At 73.3% G+C, this 24,221-nt stretch carries 28 protein-coding genes; 14 read left to right on the top strand and 14 right to left on the bottom strand.

Features of this window, described 5'->3' with window-relative positions; genetic code table 11:
* Positions 1-16 precede the first annotated feature (16 nt).
* Entirely contained in the window at positions 17-448 is a 432-nt protein-coding gene (locus tag M4D82_RS09290) for a hypothetical protein (protein ID WP_249765581.1), read from the bottom strand.
* A gap of 208 nt (positions 449-656) precedes the next feature.
* Between M4D82_RS09290 and M4D82_RS09285 the strand changes: the two genes are divergently transcribed.
* Complete coding sequence (locus M4D82_RS09285) at positions 657-1,940, top strand: DUF1906 domain-containing protein (protein ID WP_249765580.1); 1,284 nt, start codon at positions 657-659, stop codon at positions 1,938-1,940.
* Here M4D82_RS09285 and M4D82_RS09280 read toward each other — a convergent pair.
* Together M4D82_RS09280 and M4D82_RS09275 are read right to left on the bottom strand one after the other, a co-directional pair.
* Positions 1,937-2,446: a pyridoxamine 5'-phosphate oxidase family protein gene (locus M4D82_RS09280; protein ID WP_249765579.1), complete on the bottom strand. Its 510-nt coding sequence runs from the start codon at positions 2,444-2,446 to the stop codon at positions 1,937-1,939. The two genes, M4D82_RS09285 and M4D82_RS09280, sit on opposite strands and share 4 nt — an antisense overlap.
* Before the next feature lie 154 nt (positions 2,447-2,600).
* Positions 2,601-3,233, bottom strand: coding sequence for a PadR family transcriptional regulator (locus M4D82_RS09275; protein WP_249765578.1), 633 nt, complete (start codon positions 3,231-3,233; stop codon positions 2,601-2,603).
* A gap of 125 nt (positions 3,234-3,358) precedes the next feature.
* Here M4D82_RS09275 and M4D82_RS09270 point away from each other — a divergent pair, with 125 nt between their 5' ends.
* The 3 genes from M4D82_RS09270 to M4D82_RS09260 are packed head-to-tail and all read left to right on the top strand — an operon-like array spanning position 3,359 to position 5,380.
* On the top strand, positions 3,359-4,087 hold the full coding sequence (locus M4D82_RS09270; protein WP_249765577.1) for an SDR family NAD(P)-dependent oxidoreductase: 729 nt from the start codon (positions 3,359-3,361) through the stop codon (positions 4,085-4,087).
* An 11-nt stretch (positions 4,088-4,098) separates the two neighbouring features.
* Entirely contained in the window at positions 4,099-5,052 is a 954-nt protein-coding gene (locus tag M4D82_RS09265) for an alpha/beta hydrolase (protein WP_249765576.1), read from the top strand.
* A 7-nt stretch (positions 5,053-5,059) separates the two neighbouring features.
* Positions 5,060-5,380: a hypothetical protein gene (locus M4D82_RS09260; protein WP_249765575.1), complete on the top strand. Its 321-nt coding sequence runs from the start codon at positions 5,060-5,062 to the stop codon at positions 5,378-5,380.
* A 64-nt stretch (positions 5,381-5,444) separates the two neighbouring features.
* On the opposite strand, the gene M4D82_RS09255 is transcribed toward M4D82_RS09260, so the two are convergent.
* A complete protein-coding gene (locus M4D82_RS09255) occupies positions 5,445-6,404 on the bottom strand; it encodes an acyl-CoA dehydrogenase family protein (RefSeq protein ID WP_249765574.1) in 960 nt (319 codons plus the stop codon).
* A complete protein-coding gene (locus tag M4D82_RS09250; RefSeq protein ID WP_249765573.1) occupies positions 6,404-7,549 on the bottom strand; it encodes an acyl-CoA dehydrogenase family protein in 1,146 nt (381 codons plus the stop codon). Before M4D82_RS09250 ends, M4D82_RS09255 begins: the two co-directional genes overlap by 1 nt.
* A gap of 96 nt (positions 7,550-7,645) precedes the next feature.
* Here M4D82_RS09250 and M4D82_RS09245 point away from each other — a divergent pair, with 96 nt between their 5' ends.
* From M4D82_RS09245 to M4D82_RS09235, 3 genes are read left to right on the top strand one after another with little or no spacing between them, the layout of a single operon-like run.
* Positions 7,646-8,428 carry an SDR family oxidoreductase gene (locus M4D82_RS09245; protein WP_249765572.1) on the top strand — a complete coding sequence of 261 codons (783 nt, stop codon included), beginning with the start codon at positions 7,646-7,648 and terminating at the stop codon, positions 8,426-8,428.
* Positions 8,429-8,460: 32 nt separating this feature from the next.
* The gene (locus tag M4D82_RS09240; protein WP_249765571.1) at positions 8,461-9,072 is read left to right on the top strand and encodes a TetR/AcrR family transcriptional regulator; all 612 of its coding nucleotides are present in this window, start codon (positions 8,461-8,463) and stop codon (positions 9,070-9,072) included.
* 17 nt (positions 9,073-9,089) lie between these two features.
* On the top strand, positions 9,090-10,247 hold the full coding sequence (locus M4D82_RS09235; protein WP_249765570.1) for an acetyl-CoA C-acetyltransferase: 1,158 nt from the start codon (positions 9,090-9,092) through the stop codon (positions 10,245-10,247).
* Between the two features lie 49 nt (positions 10,248-10,296).
* Here M4D82_RS09235 and M4D82_RS09230 read toward each other — a convergent pair whose 3' ends face one another.
* Positions 10,297-10,935: an SIMPL domain-containing protein gene (locus M4D82_RS09230; protein ID WP_249765569.1), complete on the bottom strand. Its 639-nt coding sequence runs from the start codon at positions 10,933-10,935 to the stop codon at positions 10,297-10,299.
* A gap of 179 nt (positions 10,936-11,114) precedes the next feature.
* Here M4D82_RS09230 and M4D82_RS09225 point away from each other — a divergent pair, with 179 nt between their 5' ends.
* Both M4D82_RS09225 and M4D82_RS09220 read left to right on the top strand, forming a co-directional pair.
* Positions 11,115-11,318, top strand: a complete 204-nt coding sequence (locus M4D82_RS09225) for a cold-shock protein (RefSeq protein WP_007263537.1) — start codon at positions 11,115-11,117, stop codon at positions 11,316-11,318.
* 119 nt (positions 11,319-11,437) lie between these two features.
* The gene (locus tag M4D82_RS09220; protein ID WP_249765568.1) at positions 11,438-13,129 is read left to right on the top strand and encodes a DEAD/DEAH box helicase; all 1,692 of its coding nucleotides are present in this window, start codon (positions 11,438-11,440) and stop codon (positions 13,127-13,129) included.
* A 100-nt stretch (positions 13,130-13,229) separates the two neighbouring features.
* Here the strand turns inward: M4D82_RS09220 and M4D82_RS09215 are convergent, their stop codons facing one another.
* The 5 genes from M4D82_RS09215 to M4D82_RS09195 are packed head-to-tail and all read right to left on the bottom strand — an operon-like array spanning position 13,230 to position 17,682.
* Positions 13,230-14,150, bottom strand: a complete 921-nt coding sequence (locus tag M4D82_RS09215; RefSeq protein ID WP_249765567.1) for a tyrosine-protein phosphatase — start codon at positions 14,148-14,150, stop codon at positions 13,230-13,232.
* Between the two features lie 30 nt (positions 14,151-14,180).
* Positions 14,181-15,323, bottom strand: a complete 1,143-nt coding sequence (locus tag M4D82_RS09210) for an NAD(P)H-dependent flavin oxidoreductase (protein WP_502988893.1) — start codon at positions 15,321-15,323, stop codon at positions 14,181-14,183.
* Positions 15,324-15,347: 24 nt separating this feature from the next.
* Positions 15,348-16,085, bottom strand: coding sequence for a CoA-transferase subunit beta (locus M4D82_RS09205; protein ID WP_249765566.1), 738 nt, complete (start codon positions 16,083-16,085; stop codon positions 15,348-15,350).
* A complete protein-coding gene (locus M4D82_RS09200; RefSeq protein WP_249765565.1) occupies positions 16,082-16,936 on the bottom strand; it encodes a CoA transferase subunit A in 855 nt (284 codons plus the stop codon). Before M4D82_RS09200 ends, M4D82_RS09205 begins: the two co-directional genes overlap by 4 nt.
* A complete protein-coding gene (locus M4D82_RS09195; protein WP_249765564.1) occupies positions 16,933-17,682 on the bottom strand; it encodes an enoyl-CoA hydratase family protein in 750 nt (249 codons plus the stop codon). Before M4D82_RS09195 ends, M4D82_RS09200 begins: the two co-directional genes overlap by 4 nt.
* 56 nt (positions 17,683-17,738) lie before the next feature.
* Here M4D82_RS09195 and M4D82_RS09190 point away from each other — a divergent pair, with 56 nt between their 5' ends.
* Both M4D82_RS09190 and M4D82_RS09185 read left to right on the top strand, forming a co-directional pair.
* Entirely contained in the window at positions 17,739-18,503 is a 765-nt protein-coding gene (locus tag M4D82_RS09190; RefSeq protein WP_249765563.1) for an SDR family oxidoreductase, read from the top strand.
* A gap of 1 nt (position 18,504) precedes the next feature.
* Positions 18,505-19,479, top strand: coding sequence for an SDR family oxidoreductase (locus M4D82_RS09185; protein ID WP_249765562.1), 975 nt, complete (start codon positions 18,505-18,507; stop codon positions 19,477-19,479).
* A 13-nt stretch (positions 19,480-19,492) separates the two neighbouring features.
* Here M4D82_RS09185 and M4D82_RS09180 read toward each other — a convergent pair whose 3' ends face one another.
* The gene (locus M4D82_RS09180) at positions 19,493-19,864 is read right to left on the bottom strand and encodes a peptidase inhibitor family I36 protein (protein ID WP_249765561.1); all 372 of its coding nucleotides are present in this window, start codon (positions 19,862-19,864) and stop codon (positions 19,493-19,495) included.
* Positions 19,861-20,454: a hypothetical protein gene (locus M4D82_RS09175; RefSeq protein ID WP_249765560.1), complete on the bottom strand. Its 594-nt coding sequence runs from the start codon at positions 20,452-20,454 to the stop codon at positions 19,861-19,863. Before M4D82_RS09175 ends, M4D82_RS09180 begins: the two co-directional genes overlap by 4 nt.
* A 401-nt stretch (positions 20,455-20,855) precedes the next feature.
* On the opposite strand from M4D82_RS09175, the gene M4D82_RS09170 reads away from it, so the two are divergent.
* Complete coding sequence (locus M4D82_RS09170) at positions 20,856-21,503, top strand: DUF4360 domain-containing protein (protein WP_249765559.1); 648 nt, start codon at positions 20,856-20,858, stop codon at positions 21,501-21,503.
* Positions 21,504-21,563: 60 nt separating this feature from the next.
* Positions 21,564-22,244: a DUF4360 domain-containing protein gene (locus M4D82_RS09165; RefSeq protein WP_249771627.1), complete on the top strand. Its 681-nt coding sequence runs from the start codon at positions 21,564-21,566 to the stop codon at positions 22,242-22,244.
* A gap of 138 nt (positions 22,245-22,382) precedes the next feature.
* Here M4D82_RS09165 and M4D82_RS09160 read toward each other — a convergent pair whose 3' ends face one another.
* Entirely contained in the window at positions 22,383-23,057 is a 675-nt protein-coding gene (locus tag M4D82_RS09160) for an HAD family acid phosphatase (RefSeq protein WP_249765558.1), read from the bottom strand.
* Positions 23,058-23,330: 273 nt separating this feature from the next.
* Between M4D82_RS09160 and M4D82_RS09155 the strand changes: the two genes are divergently transcribed.
* Positions 23,331-24,083: a S1 family peptidase gene (locus tag M4D82_RS09155; protein WP_249771625.1), complete on the top strand. Its 753-nt coding sequence runs from the start codon at positions 23,331-23,333 to the stop codon at positions 24,081-24,083.
* Positions 24,084-24,221: the final 138 nt, after the last annotated feature.

Here is a 24,221-nt window from a genome sequence, read left to right as displayed (position 1 = left end):
GTCCCGCCGGGTGTTGTTACTCGGGCTGGACCACTACCGCGCCCCAGCGGGTGGTCGGGGTGGAGGCCTTGACGGCGGCGCCGAAGCCGCCGGAGAGGCCCGTGCCCAGGGGGACCGTGATGCGGGACGGGGTGCCCTGCGGGCAGTCCAGGGTGAACGGGGCCGGGTTGCGGTCCGGGTGGTTGTCCAGGCGGAACGTCACCTCGATGCTGCCGCCGCCCTCGCAGGCGAACGTGGTGAAGGTGTCCAGCCTCGACCAGAGGCCGCCCGAGACGAAACCGCCGTCGCCCACCTGTTCCTGAACCCAGATCAGCCCGTCCGGGCCCGGATAGCCGATCAACTCCTCCTGCGCCGACGCCTGGGTCGTGCCCGTACCGACCGCGAGCGCCGCCGCTGCCGCCACCGCCGCGAGCGTGACCGCCTTGCGTCCCCCGTGCGTGCGTGCCATGTCTTCCCCCTGGTGAGCCGAACGTCGATGGATGGACGCCTCCACCGTAACCGCCGCCACTGACACGCCCGGTGGAGCGGACGCCGGCCAACCACCCCTGTGGGCGGGGTGCGCGCCGAACCGCCGGGCGACCACTGGGCCGGACGGGCCATCCGGGGCGGACGCGAGCGCCGTCGAGGCCGGCCCCGGGGTGCTACCCATGGGGCCCATGCCCTCCCGACACCTCCTGCGGGGCCTGCCGGTCGCCGCCGCCCTGCTGCTGTCCGTCGCGGCCGTCGGCGCCGCCCCCGTCGCCGCCTCCCCCGGGCACACCGTCGACTACCGGGGCCTGCGCCTCGACCTGCCCGCCGACTGGCGCGTCGTCGACCTCGACCGCCACCCCGACGCGTGCCTACGCCTCGACGTGCCCACCCTCTACCTCGGCCATGCCGGCACCCAGGACCGCTGCACCGGCCGCCGCGCCGTCGCCACCCGCGCCGACACCCTCCACCTGGAACCCCTCGACGGCGCCCCGCCCCGCGCCGACGTCCCCACCCTCCCCGTCGCCCCCGAGGACCCCCTGCCACCCGCCGAGGCCGACAGCAACGAGGTCCGGTACGCCCTCCAGGGCCCGGCGGTGATGGCCACCCTCTCCTACGGCGCCACGCCCGACACCGTACGGGCCCTCCTCGCCCGTGCCACCGGCACGGACCCCGCCCGCAGGGGCCGTCCGCCGACCTCCGCCACCCCGGCCGCCCCCACCCCCCGCAAGGCCCAACAGGCCTTTGCCGGCGAGGGCTTCGACACCTGCACCGCCCCGAAGCAGCGCACCATGGACACCTGGCGGGCCGCCTCCCCCTTCGGCGCCGTCGGCGTCTACATCGGCGGCCCCGCCCGTGCCTGCGCCCAACCGCAGCTCACCGCCGGCTGGGTCCGCAGGCAGGCCGAGGCGGGCTGGCACCTGATGCCGATCTGGGTCGGCCCCCAGCCCTGGAACCACCCCACCACCGGCCTGTCCACCGACCCCTCCCAGGCCAACGACCAGGGCCGCACCGCCGCCGACGGCGCCGCCGCCGCGGCCCGCGCCCTGGGCCTGGCCCCCGGCACCCTGCTCTACAACGACCTGGAGAGCTACAGCGACCACGCCACCTGGGACGCCCCCGTCGTCGCCTACCTCACCGCCTGGACGGTACGCCTGCACGAGCTGGGCTACCGTTCGGCGGCCTACGTCTCGTCGAGCTCCGGCGTCAAGGCGCTGAGCCGCCACCACCACCAGGCCCCGTACGCCATGCCCGAGGTGCTGTGGGTGGCCCAGTGGAACGGCGCCGCCTCCGTCACCGACGCCGACATGGGCCTGCCCGTCGGCCGCGCCCTGTGGAAGGGGCCGCGCCGGGCCCACCAGTTCCGGGGGGACCACGACGCCACGTACGGCGGCGTCACGCTCACCATCGACCGCAACTGGCTGGAGGTCGACCCGACGGTCCTGACCACCGCCCTCGGGAAGTCCCGCTAGCGGACGGTCTCCTCGCGCGGCGGCTCGTCGTCGTTGCCCCGGCGCAGGGTGCGCAGCCCGCGCGCCGGGGTCCACGACCGGATGACGAGCTCGTCGCCGGCCACGTCGACCCGTACCACCTCCGTCAGGACGGCGTGGAAGAGGTGGAACGGGTGCGGGGAGTCGGTCTCCTCCGCGTACCGGTGCAGTTCGGGCGGGTCCACGATCTCCACCGCCCGTCCGGAGATCCGTACGTCCCCGTCCGGCATCGTGTCGTCCGCGCCGGGGTTGGCGTGCAGGGCGAAACGGGGGTCGCGCTGGAGGTCGCGGGCCTTCATCGAACCCGGCATCATGCCGAGCCACAGCTCCCCGCCCCGGAAGTCCACGGTGAGCCCGGTGATCCGGGGGGAACCGTCCTTGCGGAGGGTGGCCAGGACGTGGTGCGGGTACCGCGCGAAGCGGGCCCGCACGGTCTCCGCGAACTCCGGTTCCGCCTTCTCGAACGCTGCCCAGTTGTTCGTCGTCATACGTCCATCAAAGCGCGCGCCGGCGGCGCCGGCCGGTCAGGCGCGCACGAGGTCGCCGGCGACCGCCGGGTGCGCACGACCGCCGGGTGCGTACGACCGCCGGCCGTGAAGGCTTGATCCGATGGGTCGGCGGGGGTGGGGCGCCGGACGCCTCTCAGTCCTGTGTGTGGTCCCCCGAGGGGGTGCGCGCTTCCAGTTCCGCGAGGTCGTCCAACATCGCGGCCGCGAGGTCGCGTTCGGAGGCGTAGTAGCGCTCCGCCCACTTGAGGGTGAGCGTCGGGTAGGCCCAGGCGGGCTCGTCCTTGGCGCTCTCCGCGTCCGCCACCGCGTGGCAGCGCATCGTCTCCGCGAACTCCCGGTGCCGGGCCACCACTTCCCGCATCTGCTCCGGCTCCAGCAGGTGGCCCAACCACAGCCGCAGCATCGGTCCGTGCTTGAGGATCGGCGGGTCGACGGGCGCCCCGCGCGCCCATTCCCGTACGGCGGCCATGCCCGCCTCGGTGATCAGGTAGACGCGCTTGTCGCGGGTGCCGGTCTCCTGGGCGACCATCCGCGAGGTCGCGTAACCGGCCTTCTCCAGGCGCTTCAGCTCGCTGTAGATCTGGCTGAAGGAGGGGCTCCAGTAGAAGAAGCGCAGCGACCGGTCCGACCACTTCTTCAGGTCGTAGCCGGAGAGTTCCTCCCCGAACGAGAGCAGCCCGAGCACCGCCCAGCTGGTCGCGGGGAGGGGGCGCCGGTTCGACTCTTCCGCTGTTTTGGCTTGTGCGTCTGCCGTGTCGTCTGCCACGGGCGCAGTCTACGACCGGGGTCGCGGCGGCCTTCCCCCCGATCGATGTGACTGCTAGAAGTATGCCTGTTCGCAGTGTGTGTGGGGTGGTTGGTTGGTCGGTCAGGTCAGAGGAGGAACCGCACGTGATCTCTCTCGACGGCAAGGTCGTCGTCATCACCGGCGCCGCGCGCGGCCAGGGCGCCGAAGAGGCCCGGCTGTGTGCGGCGGCGGGGGCCCGGGTCGTCGTCACCGACCTCCGGGAGGAGGAAGGTCGCGCGGTCGCCGAGTCGTTGGGCGGTCAGGGCCTGTACGTGCCGCACGACGTGACCGACGCCGCCGGCTGGGACCGCGTCGTACGGGAGGCCCTCGCCGCCTTCGGCACCGTCTCGGCGCTCGTCAACAACGCGGCCCTGTGGCGCACCGCGCACGTGGAGCGGCAGAGCGCGGAGGGCTTCGAGGAGCTTCTACGGGTCAACCTGCTCGGGCCGTTCCTCGGCGTCCAGGCCGTGGCCCCGGTGCTACGGGCGGCCGGCGGCGGGTCGATCGTCAACATCTCCTCCACCGCCGGCCTGGTCGGGATACCCGGCCACGCGGCCTACGGCTCCACCAAGTTCGCCCTGCGCGGGCTGACCCGGTCGGCGGCGCTGGACCTGGCGGGCGACGGGATCCGCGTCAACTCCGTGCACCCGGGGGCCATCGACACGCCGATGGTGGCCGAGGCCGTCGCGGGCCGCGACTGGTCCCACGTCCCGCTGGGGCGGATGGGGCGGCCGGGGGAGGTGGGGGAACTGGTGCTGTTCCTGTGCTCGGACGCCTCGTCGTACGTGACGGGGACCGAGTTCGCGGTGGACGGGGGGATGACGGCCGGATGAGGGGTGGTCGTGTGAGTGACGATGTCGATGTCGCTGTCGATGTGGACCGTTCCGGTGACGGACTTTCGCCCGGGGCCCGCCGCCTGTGCGAGGCCATGACGGCCGGCTTCCCCGGCCCCGGCGACGTGGCGGCCCTACGCGCGGTCTCCGTGGCAGGACCCCGCCCGCCGGGCCCCGAGGTGGCCTCGGTGTACGACACCCGCGCGGGCGGGGTACCCGTACGGGTGTACGACCCCGCCCCGGGGGCCCGGCGGGATCGGCCGCTCGTCGTCTACCTCCACGGTGGGGGATGGGTGACGTGCGGGCTCGACACGCACGACGCCCTGTGCCGCGAACTCGCCACCGGCTCGGGGGCGGTGGTCGTCTCCGTCGACTACCGCCTGGCCCCCGAACACCCCTGGCCCGCCGCGACCGACGACGCCCTGGCCGTCCTGCTCTGGGCGCGGGCCGAAGCGGGGGCGCTCGGCTGCGATCCCGGGCGGGTGGTGGTGGCGGGGGACTCCAGCGGGGGCAACCTCGCGGCCGTGACGGCGCTGCGCGCCCCCGGCCTGGTCGCCGCCCAACTCCTGGCGTACCCGGCGCTGGACGCGTCGATGGGCTCCGAGTCCGTGACGACGTACGGCCGGGGGTACTTCCACACCGCCGCGCACATGGCCTGGTACTGGGACCAGTACGGCGGCGACCCCGCCCACCCGCACGTCTCGCCGGCCCGCGCCCCGGACCTCTCGGGGCTCCCGCGCACGCTGATCCTGCTGGCCGACTGCGACCTGCTGCGCGACGAGGGCCTGGCGTACGGGCGCCGGCTCGCGGCGGCGGGCGTGGACTGCGAGATCCGGCTCTACGCGGGGGTCTTCCACGGCTTCCTGGGCCTCCCGCTACCGGCGGCGCGAGCGGCCCGAGCGGGGGCTGCGGGGTGGGTGGCGGGGGTCCTGGCGCCTGGATCACCGGGCGCCTTCCCGGCATGATGTGTCCATGCCCGGATTCCTCCTGCGTCTCGTGTTGCTCCTCGCGGTGGAGGGCGCGGGCGCCCTGCTGCTCGGCGAGGTCGGCGCGCCGTGGATCCCCGTCCTGCTGGGGGTGTTCGTCCTCGGCTCGGCGATCCCGCACGGCACGAGCGCGGAGTTCCCGGGCCGCTTCCTGATCGCCTCGGCGGCGGTCGGAGTGGCCCTGGCCGGCGCGGCGTCCTGGCAGGACCGCGCCACGCCCGAAGCCTGGCCCGCCCAGACCGCGACGGCGGTCTTGCTGCTGTTCCAGACGGCGGCGCTGCTGCGACTGACGCGGGGGCGGGGGTAGGGCGGTGCCCCCTGGGGCGGGGTCGGTCACCCCCGGCGGACTCCCGACCCCGCCCCCCGGCGGCTCACCCCAGCACCGCCCTTCGGCACGCGGCCGGCGTGCCCCAGGCGTTGCGCAGGGGGCGGGCCTTGCGGAGCCACACCGACAGGTCCAGTTCCTCCGTGTAGCCGATCGCGCCGTGGAGTTGGAGGGCCGTCAGGGCGGCCCCGTACGCCGCCTCGCCGGCGGTGAGCTTCGACGCCGCGACCTCGGTCGGGCGCAGCGACAGGGCCGCCGCCCACAGCAGGGGGCGGGCGAACTCCAGGGCCAGCAGGGTGTCCGCCAGGCGGTGCTTGACCGCCTGGAAGCCGCCGATCGGGGTGCCGAACTGGGTGCGCTGCTTCGCGTACTCCACCGTCCGCGCGAGCAGCGCCTCGCCCACGCCCAGGCACTGCGCCGCCGTCAGCAGCCGCGCCCACCGCAGGGCCGTCTCCGCCGCAGCCGTCACCTCAGGCCCCGCCGCGAGGAGTTCCCCGCCCGCCGGGAGCACCGACAGCCGTCGCGCCGGGTCCAGGGAGGCCAGCCCCTCACCCGCCCCCTCCACCAGGCGCAGTTCACCCTCGGCCGACACCGCGAAGCGGTACGTCGCCGCGTCCGCGTCCAGGGCGTACGGGGACCCGCCCGGCAGGGTCAGCGTCGCCGACGCCCCGCCCCCCGCCAGCGCGGCCAGGTACCGCTTCGCCAACGTCGCGTCCCCGACCTCCGCCAGCAGGACGCACGCCGCCGCCGTCTCCACCACCGGCCCCGCCACCCCCGCCCGCCCCAGCTCCACGAAGCCGAGGGCCGCCTCCACCGGGTACGCCCCCTCGTCCGGCGCCGCCAGCCCCCACAGCCCCGTCTCCGCGAGCCGGGCCCACAGGGCGCGGCCGGGCCCGTGGTCCCCGTCCGCCCAGGCCCGTACCGTCGCCGGGACCTCGGCGGCGGCCAGCAGGGAGCGCAGCGTACGGGCGAACTCCGTCTGTTCGGCGGTCGGCAGGAAGCGCATCAGCGGCGGCCCTTCGGGAGGCCGAGCAGGCGCTCGGCGATGATGTCGCGCTGGATCTCGTTCGTCCCGGCGTAGATCGGCCCGGCCAGGGAGAACACCCACGGCTCGGCCCACTCGCCGGCCGCCAGCTCGGCGTCGGCGCCCAGCAGGTCCAGCGCCGTCTCGTGCAGGGCGATGTCGTACTGCGACCAGAACACCTTGTTCAGGCTGGACTCGGCGCCGATGCCCGTCCCCGCCGCGAAGCGGGCGGCGTTGGCCCACGTGAACAGCTCGTACGCGCGCGCCCCGACCAGCGCGTCCGCGACCCGCCCGGCCAGCGCCGTGTCGGCCGGGTCCCCCCGTTCCCGCCACAGCGCCGCGAGCCGGTCCGCCGCCGCCAGGAAACGGCCCGGGGCGCGCAGGGTCAGGCCCCGCTCGTTGCCGGTGGTCGACATCGCGATGCGCCAGCCCTGGCCGGGCTCCCCGATGACGTCCTCGTCGGGGACGAAGACCCGGTCGAGGAACAGCTCCGCGAAGGCGGGCTTGCCGTCCAGTCGGCCGATGGGCCGCACCGTCACCCCGGGGGCCCGCAGGTCGAACATCAGGTACGTGAGCCCCTGGTGGGGTTTCGGCGCGTCGGGGTCGGTGCGGAAGATCCCGAAGGCCCGGTCGGCGAACGCGGCCCGCGACGACCAGGTCTTCTGCCCGGACAGCAGCCAGCCGCCCGCCGTCCGCACCGCCCGGGAGCGCAGCGAGGCCAGGTCGGAGCCCGCCTCCGGCTCGGACCAGGCCTGCGCCCAGATCACCTCGCCGCTCGCCATGGGCGGCAGGATCCGCGCCCGTTGCTCGGCCGTCGCGTGGTCGAACAGGGTCGGGGCGAGCAGGTTGATGCCGTTCTGGGAGACCCGGCCGGGCGCGCCCGCCGCCCAGTACTCCTCCTCGAAGACGAGCCACCGTTCGAGGTCCGCGCCCCGGCCCCCGAACTCCTCGGGCCACGAGACCACCGACCAGCGGTCGGCGTACAGCCGTGCCTCCCATTCCCGGTGCGCCGCGAAGCCCTCCCGGGTCTCCAGGGAGGGCAGGGGGACGGTCGGGACATGGGTGTCGAGCCAGTCGCGGGCCTCGGCCCGGAAGGCCTCGACCTGCGGCGAGTGCGTGAGGTCCATGGGCGGTCCGGCTCCTCTGCGACGCTTCCCTGACAGCTTCCCTAACAAGTGTTTGGTAGGTTAACGTACGGCCATGAGCAGCGTCGAGGAGTGCGCATGAACGAGCCCCGCCCCGTGGCCGGCCACGGCCTGCTGCGCGACCGCACCGCCGTCATCACCGCCGCCGCAGGCGCCGGCATCGGCGGCGCCACCGCCCGCCGCTTCCTGGAGGAGGGCGCCCGGATCCTGATCGGTGACGCCCACGCGCGCCGCCTGAAGGAGACCGAAGCCGCGCTCGCCGACGCCTTCGGCGCCGACAAGGTCGCCTCCCTGCCCTGCGACGTCACCGACGAGGACCAGGTCCGGGCCCTCTTCGCCCGCGCCGAGGAACTCCACGGTCGCCTCGACGTCGTCGTCAACAACGCCGGGCTCGGCGGCACCGCCGCCCTCGTCGACATGACCGACGAGCAATGGGGCCGCGTCCTCGACGTCACCCTCAACGGAACCTTCCGCTGCACCCGCGCCGCGCTCCGCTCCCTGAAGGCCTCCGGCACCGGCGGGGTCCTCGTCAACAACGCCTCCGTCGTCGGCTGGCGGGCCCAGACCGGCCAGGCCCACTACGCCGCCGCCAAGGCCGGGGTGATGGCCCTGACCCGCTGCGCGGCGCTGGAGGCCGCCGAGTTCGGCGTACGCGTCAACGCGGTCGCCCCCAGCCTGGCCATGCACCCGCACCTGGTGAAGGTCACCAGCGAGGAACTCCTCACCGAACTCACCGCCCGTGAGGCCTTCGGCCGCCACGCCGAACCCTGGGAGATCGCCAACGTGATCGTCTTCCTGGCCTCCGGCTACTCGTCCTACATGACCGGCGAAACCGTCTCGGTCAGCAGCCAGCACGCGTAGGCACAGAACATGCGTAGGCACAGAATGGGGCCGTGCCAACGAACAAGAAGTCGCAGGTGACCGCGTCCCCCGAGCGCCGACGGGAACTCCTCGACACCGCCGCCGAGGTCTTCGCCGCCCAGGGCTACAACGCCACCACCGTCCGCAAGATCGCCGACGCCGCCGGCATGCTCGCCGGCAGCCTCTACTACCACTTCGATTCCAAGGAATCGATGCTCGACGAGATCCTCTCGGCCTTCCTGAACGAGCTGTGGGCCGGCTACGACACCGTCCTCGCCGCCGGCCTCGGCCCCCGGGAGACCATCGAGGCCCTCGTCACCGAGTCCTTCCGGGAGATCGACCGGCACCGCGCCGCCGTCGCCATCTACCAGAAGGAGGCGCGCACCCTCTCCGGCCAGCCCCGCTTCCACTACCTCTCCGACTCGCAGCAGAAGTTCGAGAAGGCCTGGCTGGGCACCCTGGAACGGGGGGTCGCCGCCCGCGTCTTCCGCGCCGACCTCGACATCCGGCTCACCTACCGCTTCGTCCGCGACACGGTGTGGGTCGCGGCGTCCTGGTACCGGCCCGGCGGACAGCACAGCCCCGAGGAGATCGCCCGCCAGTACCTGTCGATGGTCCTGGACGGGATCGCCGTACGCCCCTGAATCGTCAAGGAGTCGCCATGCCCGAGGCCTACATAGTCGACGCGGTACGCACCCCCGTGGGGCGGCGCGGCGGCGGCCTGTCCGCCGTCCACCCCGCCGACCTGGGCGCGCACGTACTGAAGGCACTGGTCGAGCGGACCGGGATCGACCCGGCCGCCGTCGAGGACGTGGTCTTCGGCTGCCTCGACACCGTCGGGCCGCAGGCCGGGGACATCGCGCGGACCGCCTGGCTGGCGGCGGGGCTGCCCGAGGAGGTCCCCGGCGTCACCGTGGACCGCCAGTGCGGCTCCTCCCAGCAGGCCGTGCACTTCGCCGCCCAGGGCGTCCTCTCCGGCACCCAGGACCTGGTCGTCGCGGGCGGCACCCAGAACATGTCCATGATCCCGATCGCCTTCGCCTCCCGACAGGCCGCCGAACCCCTCGGCCTCACCGAGGGCCCCTACGCCGGATCCGCCGGCTGGCGCGCCCGGTACGGTGACGCGCCCGTCAACCAGTTCCACGGCGCGCAGCTCATCGCCGAGAAATGGGGCATCTCCCGCCGCGACATGGAGGAGTTCGCGCTCCGCTCCCACCGGCGGGCCGTACGCGCCATCGACGAGGGCCGTTTCGGGCGCGAGATCGTCGCGTACGGGGACGTCCGGGTCGACGAGGGGCCGCGCCGGGACACCACCCTGGAGAAGATGGCGGGCCTGAAGCCGGTCGTCGCGGGCGGCACGATCACGGCGGCCGTCTCCTCGCAGGTCTCGGACGGGGCCGCGGCGATGCTGATCGCCTCCGAGCGGGCCGTCGAGGAACACGGCCTGACCCCGCGCGCCCGGATCCACCACCTGTCGGTGCGCGGCGAGGACCCGATCCGGATGCTGTCCGCGCCGATCCCCGCGACCGCCCACGCGCTGAAGAAGACGGGCCTCGCGCTGTCCGCCATCGACCTGGTCGAGATCAACGAGGCCTTCGCCCCCGTGGTGCTGGCCTGGCTGAAGGAGACCGGCGCGGACCCCGACCGGGTCAACGTCAACGGCGGCGCCATCGCGCTCGGCCACCCCCTCGGCGCCACAGGCGTCAAGCTGATGACCACGCTCCTGCACGAACTGGAACGTACGGGCGGGCGCTACGGCCTCCAGACCATGTGCGAGGGCGGCGGCCAGGCCAACGTGACGATCATCGAACGCCTCTGACCCCGCCCCGCGCCCCCGCCCCCGCGCTACGGCCGGACGGCACGGACGGCTACGGCACCAGCGCGAACCCCAGCATCACGGCGGCCTCGACCCGGACCGATCCCGGGGCGAAGGCCCCGTCGGACTCCGGGTCCCCGCCCGTGCGCCGGCCGTGGCCGTGGCCGCGCAGGTCCTCCGGGTCCACATCCTCGATGTGGATCACCGCGCCGAGCCGCACCCCGCAGGCCTCGGCGTAGACCGAGGCCTTGCGCCGGGCGGCCTCGACCGCCCGGCGCCGCGCCTCGTCGCGCATCGCCGGCTTGTCCTCCACCTCGAAGCGCACGTCGTCGACCCGGTTGGCGCCCGCCGTGACCACGTCGTCGATCAGCAGATCCAGCCGGTCGAGCGCGGACGTCCGTACCGTGTACTTCGCCTCACACCCGTACCCCCGGAAGGTCCGGTCCGCGCCGTACCCGCTGTACTCCGAGGTCAGCCGCAGCCGGGAGCCGGAGACGTCGGCGTCGGGCACGCCGTGCTCGCGCAGGGCGCCGCGCAGGCCCGCCACCGCCGCGCCCGCCTGGGCGAAGGCCTCCTTGGGCGTCGCGGCGACGAGGTCCACCGCCAGGTCTATCTCGGCGAAACGGGGTTCGGCGGTCACACTGCCCGCGCCGAGCACACTGAGCCCCCAGGGCTCTCTGATCGCTGTCATCCCCGCAGTGAAGCAGATAGATCAACCGACCGCGCCGGAGGTGTGCTAGCTTAGGGGCGTTGCAGTTGTGGTACCCATGAACTTTATGTGCGCCTGACGGGAATGCTCCGACAGGCGCTTTAATTGTTTTTACCGGAATCTCCGGATGGGGCCCTTGCCGCCTATTCAGGAGATTCAAAATGGCTAACGGTACCGTGAAGTGGTTCAACTCGGAAAAGGGCTTCGGCTTCATCGAGCAGGACGGTGGCGGCCCGGACGTCTTCGCCCACTACTCGAACATCGCCACCCAGGGCTTCCGTGAGCTGACCGAGGGTCAGCGCGTGACCTTCGATGTCACCCAGGGCCAGAAGGGCCCCCAGGCGGAGAACATCCTCCCCGCCTAAGTTCTTCAGCATGCCGGGGTCCGCACCGTGAGGTGCGGGCCCCGGCTTGTCTGCTGTCTCGACCGTTGTTCCGTTCGACCGTTGTTCGCACCTGCCGGTTTCAGGAGGGCTTTTTCCGCATGACCAGCTCCAGCTCCGCACGACCCAGCCGCCGCCCCACCCGGGGCCGAGGTGCGGCCCAGGGACGTCCGAAGGCTGGCGCGGGACGGCAGAAGTCCGCGCCCGTTGCCAGGCCCCAAGAGTTCACCATGCCCGAACCGCTGACCCCGGCCCTCCCGCCGGTGGCCGCGTTCGAGGACATGGACATGCCCGAGGCGCTGCTGAAGACCCTCGCCGCCCAGGGCGTGACCGAGCCGTTCCCCATCCAGGCGGCCACGCTGCCGAACTCCCTCGCCGGCCGTGACCTCCTCGGCCGCGGCCGCACCGGCTCCGGCAAGACGCTGGCCTTCGGCCTGGCCCTGCTGGCCCGCACCGCCGGCCGCCGCGCCCAGTCCAAGGCCCCGCTCGCGCTGGTCCTCGTACCGACCCGGGAACTCGCGCAGCAGGTGACCGACGCCCTGGCCCCGTACGCCACGGCCGTCAACCTGCGCATCGCGACCGTCGTCGGCGGCATGTCGATCAACCGGCAGGCGGGCGCCCTGCGCCGCGGCGCCGAGGTGCTCGTCGCCACCCCCGGCCGCCTCAAGGACCTCATCGACCGCGGCGAGGCCGACCTCTCCCAGGTCGCCGTCACGGTCCTCGACGAAGCCGACCAGATGACCGACATGGGCTTCATGCCGCAGGTCACCGCGCTGCTCAAGCAGGTCGAGCCCGAGGGTCAGACCATGCTGTTCTCGGCGACGCTGGACAAGAACATCGACCGGCTCGTCAAGATGTTCCTCACCGACCCGGTCGCCTTCTCCGTCGACCCGTCCGCCGGCGCGGTCAGCACGATGGAGCACCACGTCCTGTACGTCATGGACGAGACCGACAAGAAGGCCGTGGCCACGCGCATAGCGGCCCGCGACGGCCGGGTGATCATGTTCGTGGACACCAAGCGCGGGGTCGACCGCCTGGTCAAGAAGCTCCTCGCCGACGGCGTACGGGCCTCCGGCCTGCACGGCGGCCGCTCGCAGCCGCAGCGCAACCGGACCCTGGACTGGTTCAAGACCGGCGAGGTCACCGCGCTGATCGCCACCAACGTGGCCGCGCGCGGCATCCACATCGACGACCTCGACCTGGTCGTCAACATCGACCCGCCGACCGACCACAAGGACTACCTGCACCGCGGCGGCCGTACCGCCCGCGCCGGCGAGTCCGGCAGCGTGGTCACCCTCGTGCTGCCCGACCAGAAGCGGGACATGACCCGCCTGATGTCGGACGCCGGGATCACCCCGCGCACCGCGCAGATCAAGTCCTCCGACGAGGAACTGGCCCGGCTGACCGGCGCCAAGGAGCCCTCGGGCGTCCCCGTCGTGATGGAGGTGCCGCAGGCCACCGCGCCGAAGCCGCGCTCCGGCTCGGGTTCCGGTTCCGCGCGCCGCCGCTCCGGTGGCCCCCGTACCGGCTCCGCCACGGGCTCGGCCCCGGCCGGCGGCGGTCGCGCCCGTCGTTCCGGTTCCGCCGGTGGCGGCTCCGGGCAGGGTACGGGCGGCTCTCAGGGCGGCCAGGCCCGTCGTGGCCAGGGCGGTCAGGGCGGCTCCGCCGGCGGCGCCGGCGGCCAGGGACGGCGTACGGGTGGCGGTTCCGGTTCCGCCGGGGGCGGCGCCGCCGCGGCCTCCGCGCGCAGCCGGGTCGGTACCGGCGGGCAGGGCCGCCGCCGGGCGGTCTGATCCACCTCAGGGCATACGGGAAGCCGGGCGGCGCGTCACGCGCCGCCCGGCTTTCGCCGTTCACGGGTCCGGCACGGGTCCGGCACACCGGATCCGGCCGTCAGCGGACCAGCTTGTCCTGGAGCTTCGCCAGCGTCCGCAGGTCCAGGCCGAGACCGGTCGTCAGGTAGCCGTAGAAACCGCCGTAGTCGGCCTCCAGTCGCTCCGTCGCGGCGTCCAGGTAGTCCTGGCGCACCTCCTGGAGCGGGATCAGCAGGTCGGGGTTCTGCATCCGGCCCGACTGCTTGAGGCCCGCCCGCACCCGGGCGTCGTAGGCCGCCCGGTAGGTGTTGGAGGCGAGGTAGTCGCTCTCGGCGTACGCCTGCGGGACGGCCAGCGCCCGCAGCAGGACGTAACTCATCCAGCCGGTACGGTCCTTGCCGGACGTGCAGTGGTACAGCAGCGGGCCCTGACCGCCGTCCGCGATCTCCCGCAGGGTGGTCGCGAACTGCGCCCGGTTCTCGGGGTTGGTCACGAAGCTGCGGTAGATGTCCCGCATGTAGGCCTCGGCGCGGCCGCCGCCGAGCATCTGCTCCTGCTTGACGGGGTCGCCGGCGGTGATCGCGCCGACGAGGGTGGCGTACAGGCCGAGATCGCTGATCGGGCGGGACGTGGGGGTGAGTCCCTGCGGCAGCCGGTCGGCGCCGTCGTACTGGACCTCCATCGGGATGCGGAAGTCCACGACCTTCCTCAGGCCGAGACCGGAGACGGTGGTGATGTCCGCCGCGGTCAACTTGCCGAGTGCGTCCGAGCGGTAGACCAGGCCCTGTCGGACCTGACCGCCGGTGTAGGTGCGGTAGCCGCCGAGGTCGCGGACGTTGACGGCGCCCTGGAGGGGGATCTGACGGATCGTTTCCGCGAGCGGTCGGGCAGCGGTACCGGCGGGCGCCGGGGCCGCGTGGGCGCCGGCGGCGGGCAGGGTCCCGGCGAAGAGCGCGACGGCGGCCGCCGCGATCGCCAGGCGGGTTCGGGCACGGCTCATAGGGGCGACTCCTGTGACGGAGAAGGGGGATCACCCTGGGGGTGGCAGGGTGTCGAGCGGGTGCCGGTCGTCCGACGGGTGCGGGGCGGGCAGACGGTTCAGCACGGTGTGCGCCTCGGCCATGACGCGGGCGACGAGTTCCGCACAGGACGGCAGATCCTCGATCACCCCCGCGACCTGGCCCGATGCCATGACGCCGAGGTCCGTACGGCCCTCGACCATGGACGCCTTCAGGAGCATCGGGGTGTTCGCGGCGAGCAGGACCTGGCTCCAGGACAGGTCCTTGCCGTGTTTCATCGCGAGGCCGTCGCGCACCATCCGGGACCACGACAGCCCCGACAGCTTCCGGAAGCCCGCCGCGTGCCGCACGGCGCGCGCCAGCGCGCGGGCGCGGCCCGACCGCTCCAGCGCGTCGACCAGTTCGGTGCGCAGCATCCGGTGCGGCAGACCGTCGACGGCCGTGGTGACGGTGACGTCCCTGACGCCTGCCTTCAGGTACTCGGCCTTCACGGCGTCGGGGACGGTGGAGTCGGACGTGAGCAGGAAGCGGGTGCCCATGGCGATGCCGGCGGCCCCGTACGCGAGGGCCGCGACCAGGCCCCGACCGTCGTGGAAGCCGCCCGCGGCGACGACCGGGATGTCGACGGCGTCGACCACCTGCGGCAGCAGCACGCTCGTCGCCACGTCCCCCGTGTGCCCGCCGCCCTCGCCGCCCTGCACGATCACCGCGTCGGCCCCCCAGGCCGCGACCTTCTCCGCGTGCCGGCGGGCGCCGATGGACGGGATCACGACGACGCCCGCGTCCTTCAGGCGGGCGATCAGCTCGCGTGACGGAGCCAAGGCGAACGAGGCGACCCGTACGCCCTCCTCGATGATCAACCGCACGCGCTCGGCCGCGTCGCCGGCGTCCGCGCGCAGGTTCACCCCGAACGGGGCGTCCGCACGGGAACGCACCTCGCGCACCGCCGCGCGCAGCTCGTCGACGGTCATCGTCGCCGAGGCGAGGATGCCCAGCGCCCCCGCGTTCGCGGCGGCCGACACCAGGCGGGGGCCGGCCACCCAGCCCATGCCCGTCTGCACGATCGGGTGGCGGACCCCGATCAGCTTCGTGAACTCCGTCTCCAGCACCGGCCCCACCGATCCCACGGGTTCCACCAGTCCCACCGGTCCCATAGGTCCCACGGTTCCCACGCCCCTTCAGCTCCGCACTTCGCGCTCGCGCAGCCCCCGCGGGTCGATCACCTCGCGGATCAGCCGCAGCTCGTGCGCGGAGGGCTCGCGGGTGAACGGCACCTCGTCGGGGAGGGCGAGCGCGAAGCCGGTCGCCTCCCGGACCCGGTCGACGGTGACCCCCGGGTGCAGCGAGACCAGCCGCATCGTGCGCCCCGGCCCGCCGAAGTCGAAGACCCCGAGGTCGCTGACCACGCGCGGCAGGCGGTGGAACCGCGTCACCCCGGCCGCCTCGGCCCGGTCGTGTCCCACACCGCTGACCATGTCGACGCGTTCCACGAACACCCGCCGCGAATGCTTCGGGATCCAGTAACTCACCGGATTGTTCAGCGTGTTGACGGGCGCCCCGCGCACCCCCAGGAGCTGGCGGTCGGGCCGCTCCCAGTCGCCGACGCAGGAGATGTTCTGGTTGCCGTACCGGTCGATCTGACTGGCGCCCATCATCACGTGCCGCCGCCCGCCGGTCACCATCGTCAGGTGCCGCCGGTACGGAAGCCACCCCTCCACCGTGCCGTCGAGGCCGACCAACAGGGCCTCGCCGTCGGTGAGCAGCAGGTCGGGGGAGAACGTCCGCTTGGCGAGGCGGGCCCCGAAGGACGGGATCAGGCCCATCGGACTGGCGAGGACCTCGCCGTTGTCGCGCCACGCCTCGGCGCAGGCGATGACGCAGTACTCGGCGCGGGTCGTGGCGGTCGCTGTGCTCACTGCTGCTGCTCCTCGTGCCAGGTCCGGACGGCGGACTGGTAGGCGTGCTCGCTGCCGCCGGACAGGAAGCGGGCGGCGAACTCCGGCCAGGGGGTGGTCGCGTAGAGCTTCTGGAAGGCCTCGTCGCGGTCGTAGTCGGGCGCGCAGGAGGTGAAGTGCGCGCCGTTCGGGGTCTCCACGACGCCGGTGACCGAGTGCCGGCTGACGAGGAGGGACTGCGGGGGGCCGGCCTTGGCGAGCTCGGCGCTCTCCACGATCTGCTCGCAGGAGATGTACGCGGTGTCGGCGGCCTCGCAGAACAGGTCGTCGAAGTACGGGTCCGGGCCCAGGTACTGGCCGTTGCCCAGACGGTCGGCCCGGTTGAGGTGGACCAGGGCGGCGTCCATGCGCAGGGCGGGGACGGCGACGAACTCCTCGCCGTCGGCATAGGGGGAGGTGACGGTACGCAGCTCCGGGTTGACCCGCATCACGTCGGAGCCGAGCCCCGCCCGGACGGGCAGGAACGGCAGCCGGTTCGCGGCGGCGTGCAGACCCCACATGAACATGGCCTCGTCGTACTCGGTGAGGGTGAGGGAGCCGCTCTCGCGGGCGGCCCGGAAGTGCGGTTCCAGGGGGATCGAGTCGAGGGTGGCGAAGGGGGCGACGAGCCGGCGGATCCGACCGGCGGCGGCCAGCAGCCCGACGTCGGGGCCGCCGTACGCGATCACCGTCAGGTCGGTGATCTCGGACCGGAGCAGCGCTCTGACCAGGGCCATCGGCTTGCGCCGGGAGCCCCAGCCGCCGATGCCGAGGGTCATGCCGCTGCGCAGCCGGCCGACCACCTCGTCTGGGGTCATCGTCTTGTCGCTCACGCGCCCTGCTCCTTCCCGAAGGTGTCGCGGACCCGGTCGGCGACCCCGCTGAGGTTGGCCTCGAAGGTGAAGCCCTGCTCGAAGCGGTAGCTGCGGCGGACGTCGACGGGGTCGATCCCGTTGATGGCGGCCTTGGCCAGCCGGATCAGGTAGCCGTCCTTCCGCGCGATCTCCGCCGCGAGCTCCAGCGCGGCGTCCTCCAGCTCCGCACGCGGGACCACCTTCCAGACGGAGCCGTGCGCGTGCAGTTCGGCGGCGGTGGCCGTGCGCGAGGTGTAGTAGAGGGCGCGCATCAGGTGCTGCGGGACCAGCCGGGCCAGGTGGGTGGCGGCGCCGAGCGCGCCGCGGTCCAGCTCCGGCAGGCCGAAGACGGCGTCGTCGGAGGCGACGATCGCGTCGGCGTTGCCGACCAGGCCGATGCCGCCGCCCAGGCAGAAGCCGTTCACGGCGGCGACGACCGGAACCTCGCACTCGTAGACGGCGGCGAAGGCCTCGTAGCAGCCGCGGTTGGCGCCGATGAGGGCCGTGTGGCCCACGTCGCGCTGCATCTCCTTGATGTCCACCCCGGCGTTGAAGCCGCGCCCCTCGGCGGCCAGCACCACGCAACGGACCTCGGGGTCGCGGCCGGCGGCGCGCAGGGCGTCGGCCAGCGCGTACCAGCCCGCCACGGGAAGCGCGTTGACGGGTGGGAAGTCGACGGTGACGCGTGCGACGCCCTTGTCCGGGGCGGAGGTGGAGACACCCATGAGCGGATCAGCTACCTTTCCACCAAACATTTGTTAGGTGAGGAAGGTAGCAGCCGATGGAGCTCAAGGGGAGGGTTGTCGTCGTCACGGGCGGAACCCGCGGCGTGGGCGCCGGCATCGCCCGCTCGTTCCTCACGGCCGGCGCCCGGGTGGTCGTCTGCGCCCGACGCCCGCCCGACGAACCGGTGGCCGCGGCCGGCCGGGAGGCCGCCTTCATCGCCGTCGACCTCCGCGACCCGGGCGCGGTCGGCGCGTTCTTCGCGGAGGTCGCCGAGCGGTACGGGCGGCTCGACTGCCTGGTGAACAACGCGGGCGGGACCCCGTACCGGCTGCTGGGGGAAGGGGACGCCGCTCGGCACGCGCGGGTGCTCGAACTGAACCTGGTCGCGCCGATGACGGCCGCGCTCGCCGCCTACCCCCTCCTGCGGGCGGCGTGCGGCTCGGTCGTGATGATCGGGAGCGTCAGCGGCAGCCGCCCCTCGCCCGGCACCGCCGCCTACGGGGCCGCGAAGGCCGGGCTGGAGAACCTCGCCCGGTCCATGGCGGTGGAGTGGGCGCCCGAGGTACGGGTCAACTCGCTGGTCCTGGGCATGGTGCGCACCGAGCTGGCGCACCTGCACTACGGCGACGCGGCCGGGGTCGCGGCGGTCGGGGCGACCGTCCCGCTGGGGCGGCTGGCCGAACCCTCGGACGTGGGCGAGGCAGCGGTGTTCCTGGCCTCCGACCGGGCGGCGTACGTGAGCGGCGCGAGCCTGCTGGTGCACGGGGGCGGGGAGCGCCCGGCGTTTTTGGACGCGGCAACGGTCAACAAGGAGGCCTGAGATGGGAAACGCAGCGGGTACGGGTACGGGCGCCGGCTCGGCGGGTACGGGTACGGGTGCTTCGGGCGCGGGCATCGCCGAGGGGCGGGTCGTCATCGTGACGGGCGCCGGGCGGGGTCTGGGCCGGGCGCACGCCCTGGCGTTCGCGGCGCAGGGCGCGCGGGTCGTCGTCAACGACCTCGGGGTGGGGCTGGACGGGCAGCCGGGGCCCGGGAGTCCGGCCGCGCTGGTGGTCGAGGAGATCCGGGCGGCGGGCGGGCAGGCCGTGGCGCACGGCGGGGACATCGCTACGGCGCGGGGCGCGGCCTCGCTGATCGACCACGCGCTCTCCTCGTTCGGCCGGCTGGACACCCTCGTCAACAACGCCGGGTTCCTGCGCGACCGGATGCTGGTCAACCTGGACGAGGACGACTGGGACGCGGTCATGCGGGTCCACCTCAAGGGCCACTTCCTGCCGCTGAAGTACGCGGCGGCCTGGTGGCGGGCCGAGGCGAAGGCCGGCCGGCAGCCGGCGGCGCGGGTGGTGAACACCTCGTCGGGCGCCGGACTGTTGGGTTCCGTCGGCCAGGGCAACTACAGCGCGGCCAAGGCCGGCATCCTCGGGCTGACGTTGGTCGCGGCCGCCGAGATGGGCCGCTACGGGGTCCAGGTCAACGCCGTCGCGCCGGCGGCCCGGACGCGGATGACCGAGGAGACGTTCGCCGAGTCGATGGCGGCCCCGGTCGCGGGGGCCTTCGACGCGATGGCTCCGGAGAACGTGTCCCCGCTGGTGGTGTGGCTGGGCTCCGACGCCTCGGCCGGGGTCAGCGGCCGGGTCTTCGAGGCGGAGGGGGGCCGGATCACGGTGATGGAGGGCTGGCAGCCGGGCCCGACCGTCGACCGGGGCGGTCGCTGGACCCCGGCCGAGGCGGGGGAGGCGGCGGTCAAGCTCCTCGCGGAGTCCCGACCGCCGCAGCCGGTCTACGGGGCGAAGTAGGGGGTGTCGCTCGTCAGCAGCGGACCGACCAGGTGTGGGAGCTGCCGCGGTCGTTGGCGCCTGCGTTGTAGCCGACCTCCTGTCCGGGGGCCAGGCAGATGGTGACGGCCCCGATCAGCTCCCGGCCGTCGTACACCTTGACGTGGTCGGGGACGCCGGCGCCGGAGACGCCGTGGTTGGCCCACGAGGAGTCGTAGTTGGACATGTCGCCCTCCCACCAACGGTCGTCCCCGCTGTGCTCGATCTTGAGGCCGTCGAAGTTCGCGTCCGTCCAGACGCAGAAGTAGCCGCTGCGGCAGTCGGCGGCCTCGGCGGCGGCCGAGGTCGCCAGGACGGTGCCGGCGCAGAAGAGTGCGGCGGCCAGAGCGGTGGTCAGTCGCTTCATGCGGGTGGTGCTCCCATCGGGTCGTGCGGGTGGTGGTGTCGGTCGAGCAGGGCGGTGGCTTCGGAGAGGGCGTGCGCGCGCAGGCGTTGCCAGTCGGCGATCTCGGCGCGGTGGCGGGCGCGGACCTCCGCGAGGTCGCGGTGGGTGTGCGCGGCCTCGGGTTCGAGGTTGTTGACGACGACGGAGGTGCGGAACCAGCGGGCCTGGTCGCCGTACAGGCGCTGCTGGGCGGCGGCCAGACAGCCGTCGGTGTGGGCGCGTACGACGTGGCCGGTGGGCAGGGAGAGGGACAGTTCCGTGGGGCCCGCGCCGAAGAGGGCGTCGCTGACGCGTCGTTGCCGCTCGTCGGCCGGGGGCGGGCTCTGCCCGGGGCGGGGCGGGGTGAGGCCCTGGCGGGTGAGGCAGGCGTCGGTGAGGTGGCGCGTGGCGGCCTTGATGACGTCGTCGGCCCGGTCGGCGGCGCCGGCCCGGTCGGCCGGCGGGGTGGCCGCACGGGAGGGGCGCGGGGCGTCGCAGCCGGTCAGGAGGCAGCAGGTCAGGGCCGACGAGGCCGCGAGGAGCAGCGCGGTGACTCGCGTACGGAGGCGCATGGGGGGATCGGGGATTCCTGGTTGCGGCGGGCGGGTCCGGTCGGGGTCACCCTCCCCGGCTCCGGGGTGTGTCATACCACCCGAAACGGTGAAACCGGGTGGTACCGGGCTGACGTGCGCCCGGTGTGCGGGCTTCCGGACATCCTCCGCTTCGCCCGCGTGAACCCGCCGCGGTGGCGGTGCGGGGGAGCGGGCTGATGGGTGCCGTTCGACGCGCGTCCACCGTCGCGCGGGATCCGGCCAGGGCATCCGGGCGCGGCCCGGATGTCCGTATCCCGTCCTACCGGGCCCGGAGCGAGCGTGGTGACATGTCCACGCTCATTCCGCCGAGCCCGTTCCGCCCACCCATTCCCCCCGCGTCCATGCCCGCACCTGTCTCCTCCCGGATGGAGAAAAAGGACATGCGCCTTCGCAGACTCACCGTCGCGGCCGCGGCCGTCGCCCTGACGGCCGTGGCGGCTCCCGCCCGGGCCGGCGACGCCACCACACCGCCCGGCGTCGTCACCGTCGACGTGGTCGGGGTGAACGGCTCGGGCTGCCCCCAGGGCACGGCCGAAGTCGCCGCCGCTCCCGACAACACCGCGTTCACCGTCACGTACAGCAACTACCTCGCCCAGGCCGGAGCCGGCTCGGGCGGCACGGAGTTCCGCAAGAACTGCCAGCTCGCCCTGCGCGTCCACGTCCCCCAGGGGTTCACCTACGCCATCGCGCGGGCCGACTACCGCGGCTTCGCCCACCTCCAGCGCGGGGCCTACGGCCAGGAGCGGGCGAACTACTACTTCCAGGGCGACGCCCAGACCGCCCGCAGCACCCACCAGTTCAACGGGCCGCGCTCCGACAGCTGGCAGGCGAGCGACTGGACGGCGTACACCGACCTCGTCTGGGCGCCCTGCGGCGAGGACCGCAACCTCAACGTCAACACCGAACTGCGCGTCTACACCGGCAGCTCGAACCCGCAGGACCTCAGCTTCATGAGCATGGACTCGACGGACGGCAGCGTCAGCACCGTCTACCACTTCGAGTGGAAGCGATGTCCCGCCGCCTCCTGACGCGGCGCGCGCTCACCGAAGCCCGACTCACGGCCAGGAGTGACCATGACGTCTCATTCCCTGTCCCGCACCCTCCTCGTCGGCGGCGCCGTCGCCGCCCTGATCGCCGCCACCTCGCCGGCCGGAGCCACCGGCGCGGGCGCCGGACCCGGGCGCGGCGGGCCCATCACGGCGCCGCCCGACAAGATCGTGATCGAACTCGCCACCGTCAACGGCTCCGGCTGCCGCGAGGGCAGCGCCGAGGTCGCCGTCGCGCCCGACAACACCGCCTTCACCGTCACCTACAGCGAGTACCTCGCGCAGGTCGGCCCCGGCGCGCCGCCCACGGCGTTCCGCAAGAACTGCCAGCTCAACCTGCGCGTCCACGTGCCCAACGGCTTCACGTACGCCATCGTGCAGGCCGACTACCGCGGCTTCGCGTTCCTGCAGCCCGGGGCCTGGGGTCAGGAACGCGCGAGCTACTACTTCCAGGGGATGCCGCAGACCTCCCAGCGCACCCACCAGTTCAACGGGCCGTTCGACGACAACTGGCAGGCGACCGACAAGACCGAGTACGCCGACCTCGTCTGGGCGCCCTGCGGGGAGAAGCGCAACTTCAACATCAACACCGAACTGCGCGTGAACGCGGGCACCTCCAACCCGCTGACGGCCACCAGCTTCATGGCCATGGACTCCACGGACGCCAGTGTGAACACCCTCTACCACCTGGCCTGGCAGACCTGCCCCACGCCCAGGGGCTGACGCCGGCGGGCGACCGCCCGGCGCGACAAAGGCTCCGGGCCCGGCCCCCTGGCGAGGGGTCGGGCCCGGAGCCTCACTCGTGCGATGGGATATGACTACCCGCCACATCCACCGGTCGAAACCGACCGGCCGCCCGGATCAGGACAGCTTGCCGCCGTAGTCCGGCAGCTTGACGGTGCGCTCGGCGTGGCCGCCGACGAGGTCGCTCTCCTTGTTGCCGATGTTGGCGATGATCGAGTACCCGCGGGCCTCGATCTCGGCGCGCTTGCCCGTCTTGTACGCGCTGACCTCGCCGAACAGGTCGGGCAGGTCACGGACGTAGAGGCCGGACACCGGATAGCCGACGGCCTTCAGGTTCCACTCGGTGAGCGAGTAGATGATGCCGGGACGGGCGGTGACGAAGAAGATCGCCACGCCCCGGTCGTTCGCGTACCGGGTCAGGTCGCGGACCTTGGCGATCGCGGGGGTCGGCTGGGTCCAGAACCAGTGGAAGTCCGTCTCCAGCGAGGTGTTGTCGATGTCGAGGACGATCGCCTGCTTCTCGCCGGGCCGGGCGCCGGCGATCCGCTGCTCGATGGCGGGGCGGGCCGCGTCGACGGCGGTGGCCACGTCGCCCTGCCAGGTGGCGTAGTCGATGCCGAGGATCTTGGCGTTGCCGCCGGGCGCGGAGGCGGTACCGGCCGAGGCCACGGGGGCGGGGACGACGGGGGCCGCCGAGGCCGCGCCGGCGGGCAGCAGGGTCAGGGTGGCGGCCGCGAGGGCCACGGAGACGACGGCGGTACGGGTCGTGCGGGTGCGGCGGGTGCTGCGCATGTGGGGGACGCTCCTCGGTCTCACCGTTGGCATGTACGCGATCAGACTCGGGGACCGTCGAACGTATGTCTACTGGCCGGTAGGAAACTTTTCGTGGCCGGATGGTGAATGGCGCCGCCCGAACTCGGGGTCGGGCAAGTTGTCCGAAAACACGTTCTTGTTGTCCGCCGCGTGGCCGATGTGTCATGGACTCGTCATTCACCCGATGACGCGCGCACAGCCCAACCCCCCACGAAAGGCAGTGTGTTGACCGTGACCACCCTTGCCCGCTTCATGAAGCGCACCCTCGCCGCCGGAGCGGTCGCCCTCGCCGCCGTCAGCCTCCAGCCGAGCTCAGCCACCGCCTCCCCGGCCCCCGTCGTCGGCGGCACCCGCGCCGCCCAGGGCGAATTCCCCTTCATGGTCCGCCTCTCGATGGGCTGCGGCGGTTCCCTCTACACCCCGCAGATCGTCCTCACCGCCGCCCACTGCGTGAACGGATCCGGCAACGACACCTCCATCACCGCCACCGCCGGAGTCGTAGACCTGCGCAGCTCCAGCGCCATCAAGGTCAAGTCCACCAAGGTCCTCCAGGCCCCCGGCTACAACGGCACCGGCAAGGACTGGGCACTGATCAAACTCGCCCAGCCCATCAACCTCCCCACGCTCAAGATCGCCGACACCAAGGCCTACGACAACGGCACCTTCACCGTCGCCGGCTGGGGCGCCACCCGCGAGGGCGGCAGCCAGCAGCGCTACCTGATGAAGGCCACCGTCCCCTTCGTCTCCGACGCCGCCTGCCAGCAGGCCTACGGCAGCTCCCTCGTCCCCGGCGAGGAGATCTGCGCCGGCTACAACCAGGGCGGCGTCGACACCTGCCAGGGCGACTCCGGCGGCCCCATGTTCCGCCGTGACAACAACAACGCCTGGATCCAGGTCGGCATCGTCAGCTGGGGCGAGGGCTGCGCCCGCGCCGGATACCCCGGCGTCTACACCGAGGTCTCGACCTTCGCCAACGACATCCGCAACGCGGCCGCCGGCATGTAACAGCCACCGGGGAGCCACCCGCACCCCGCTGTCCTTCGTCCGTCCGTCCGTCCGGCCGCCAACCGGCCGGACGGACGAGGCGCCCCCCCGTCCGTCCCCCCCGGCCGGCCGAACGCCGGGCCGGTACGGAGCCCCGCC

This window comes from Streptomyces sp. RerS4, from assembly GCF_023515955.1.
Taxonomy (GTDB): Bacteria; Actinomycetota; Actinomycetes; order Streptomycetales; family Streptomycetaceae; genus Streptomyces.
The sequence above is the reverse complement of the archived record's forward strand: the minus strand, read 5'-3'. Positions and strand labels throughout refer to the sequence as shown.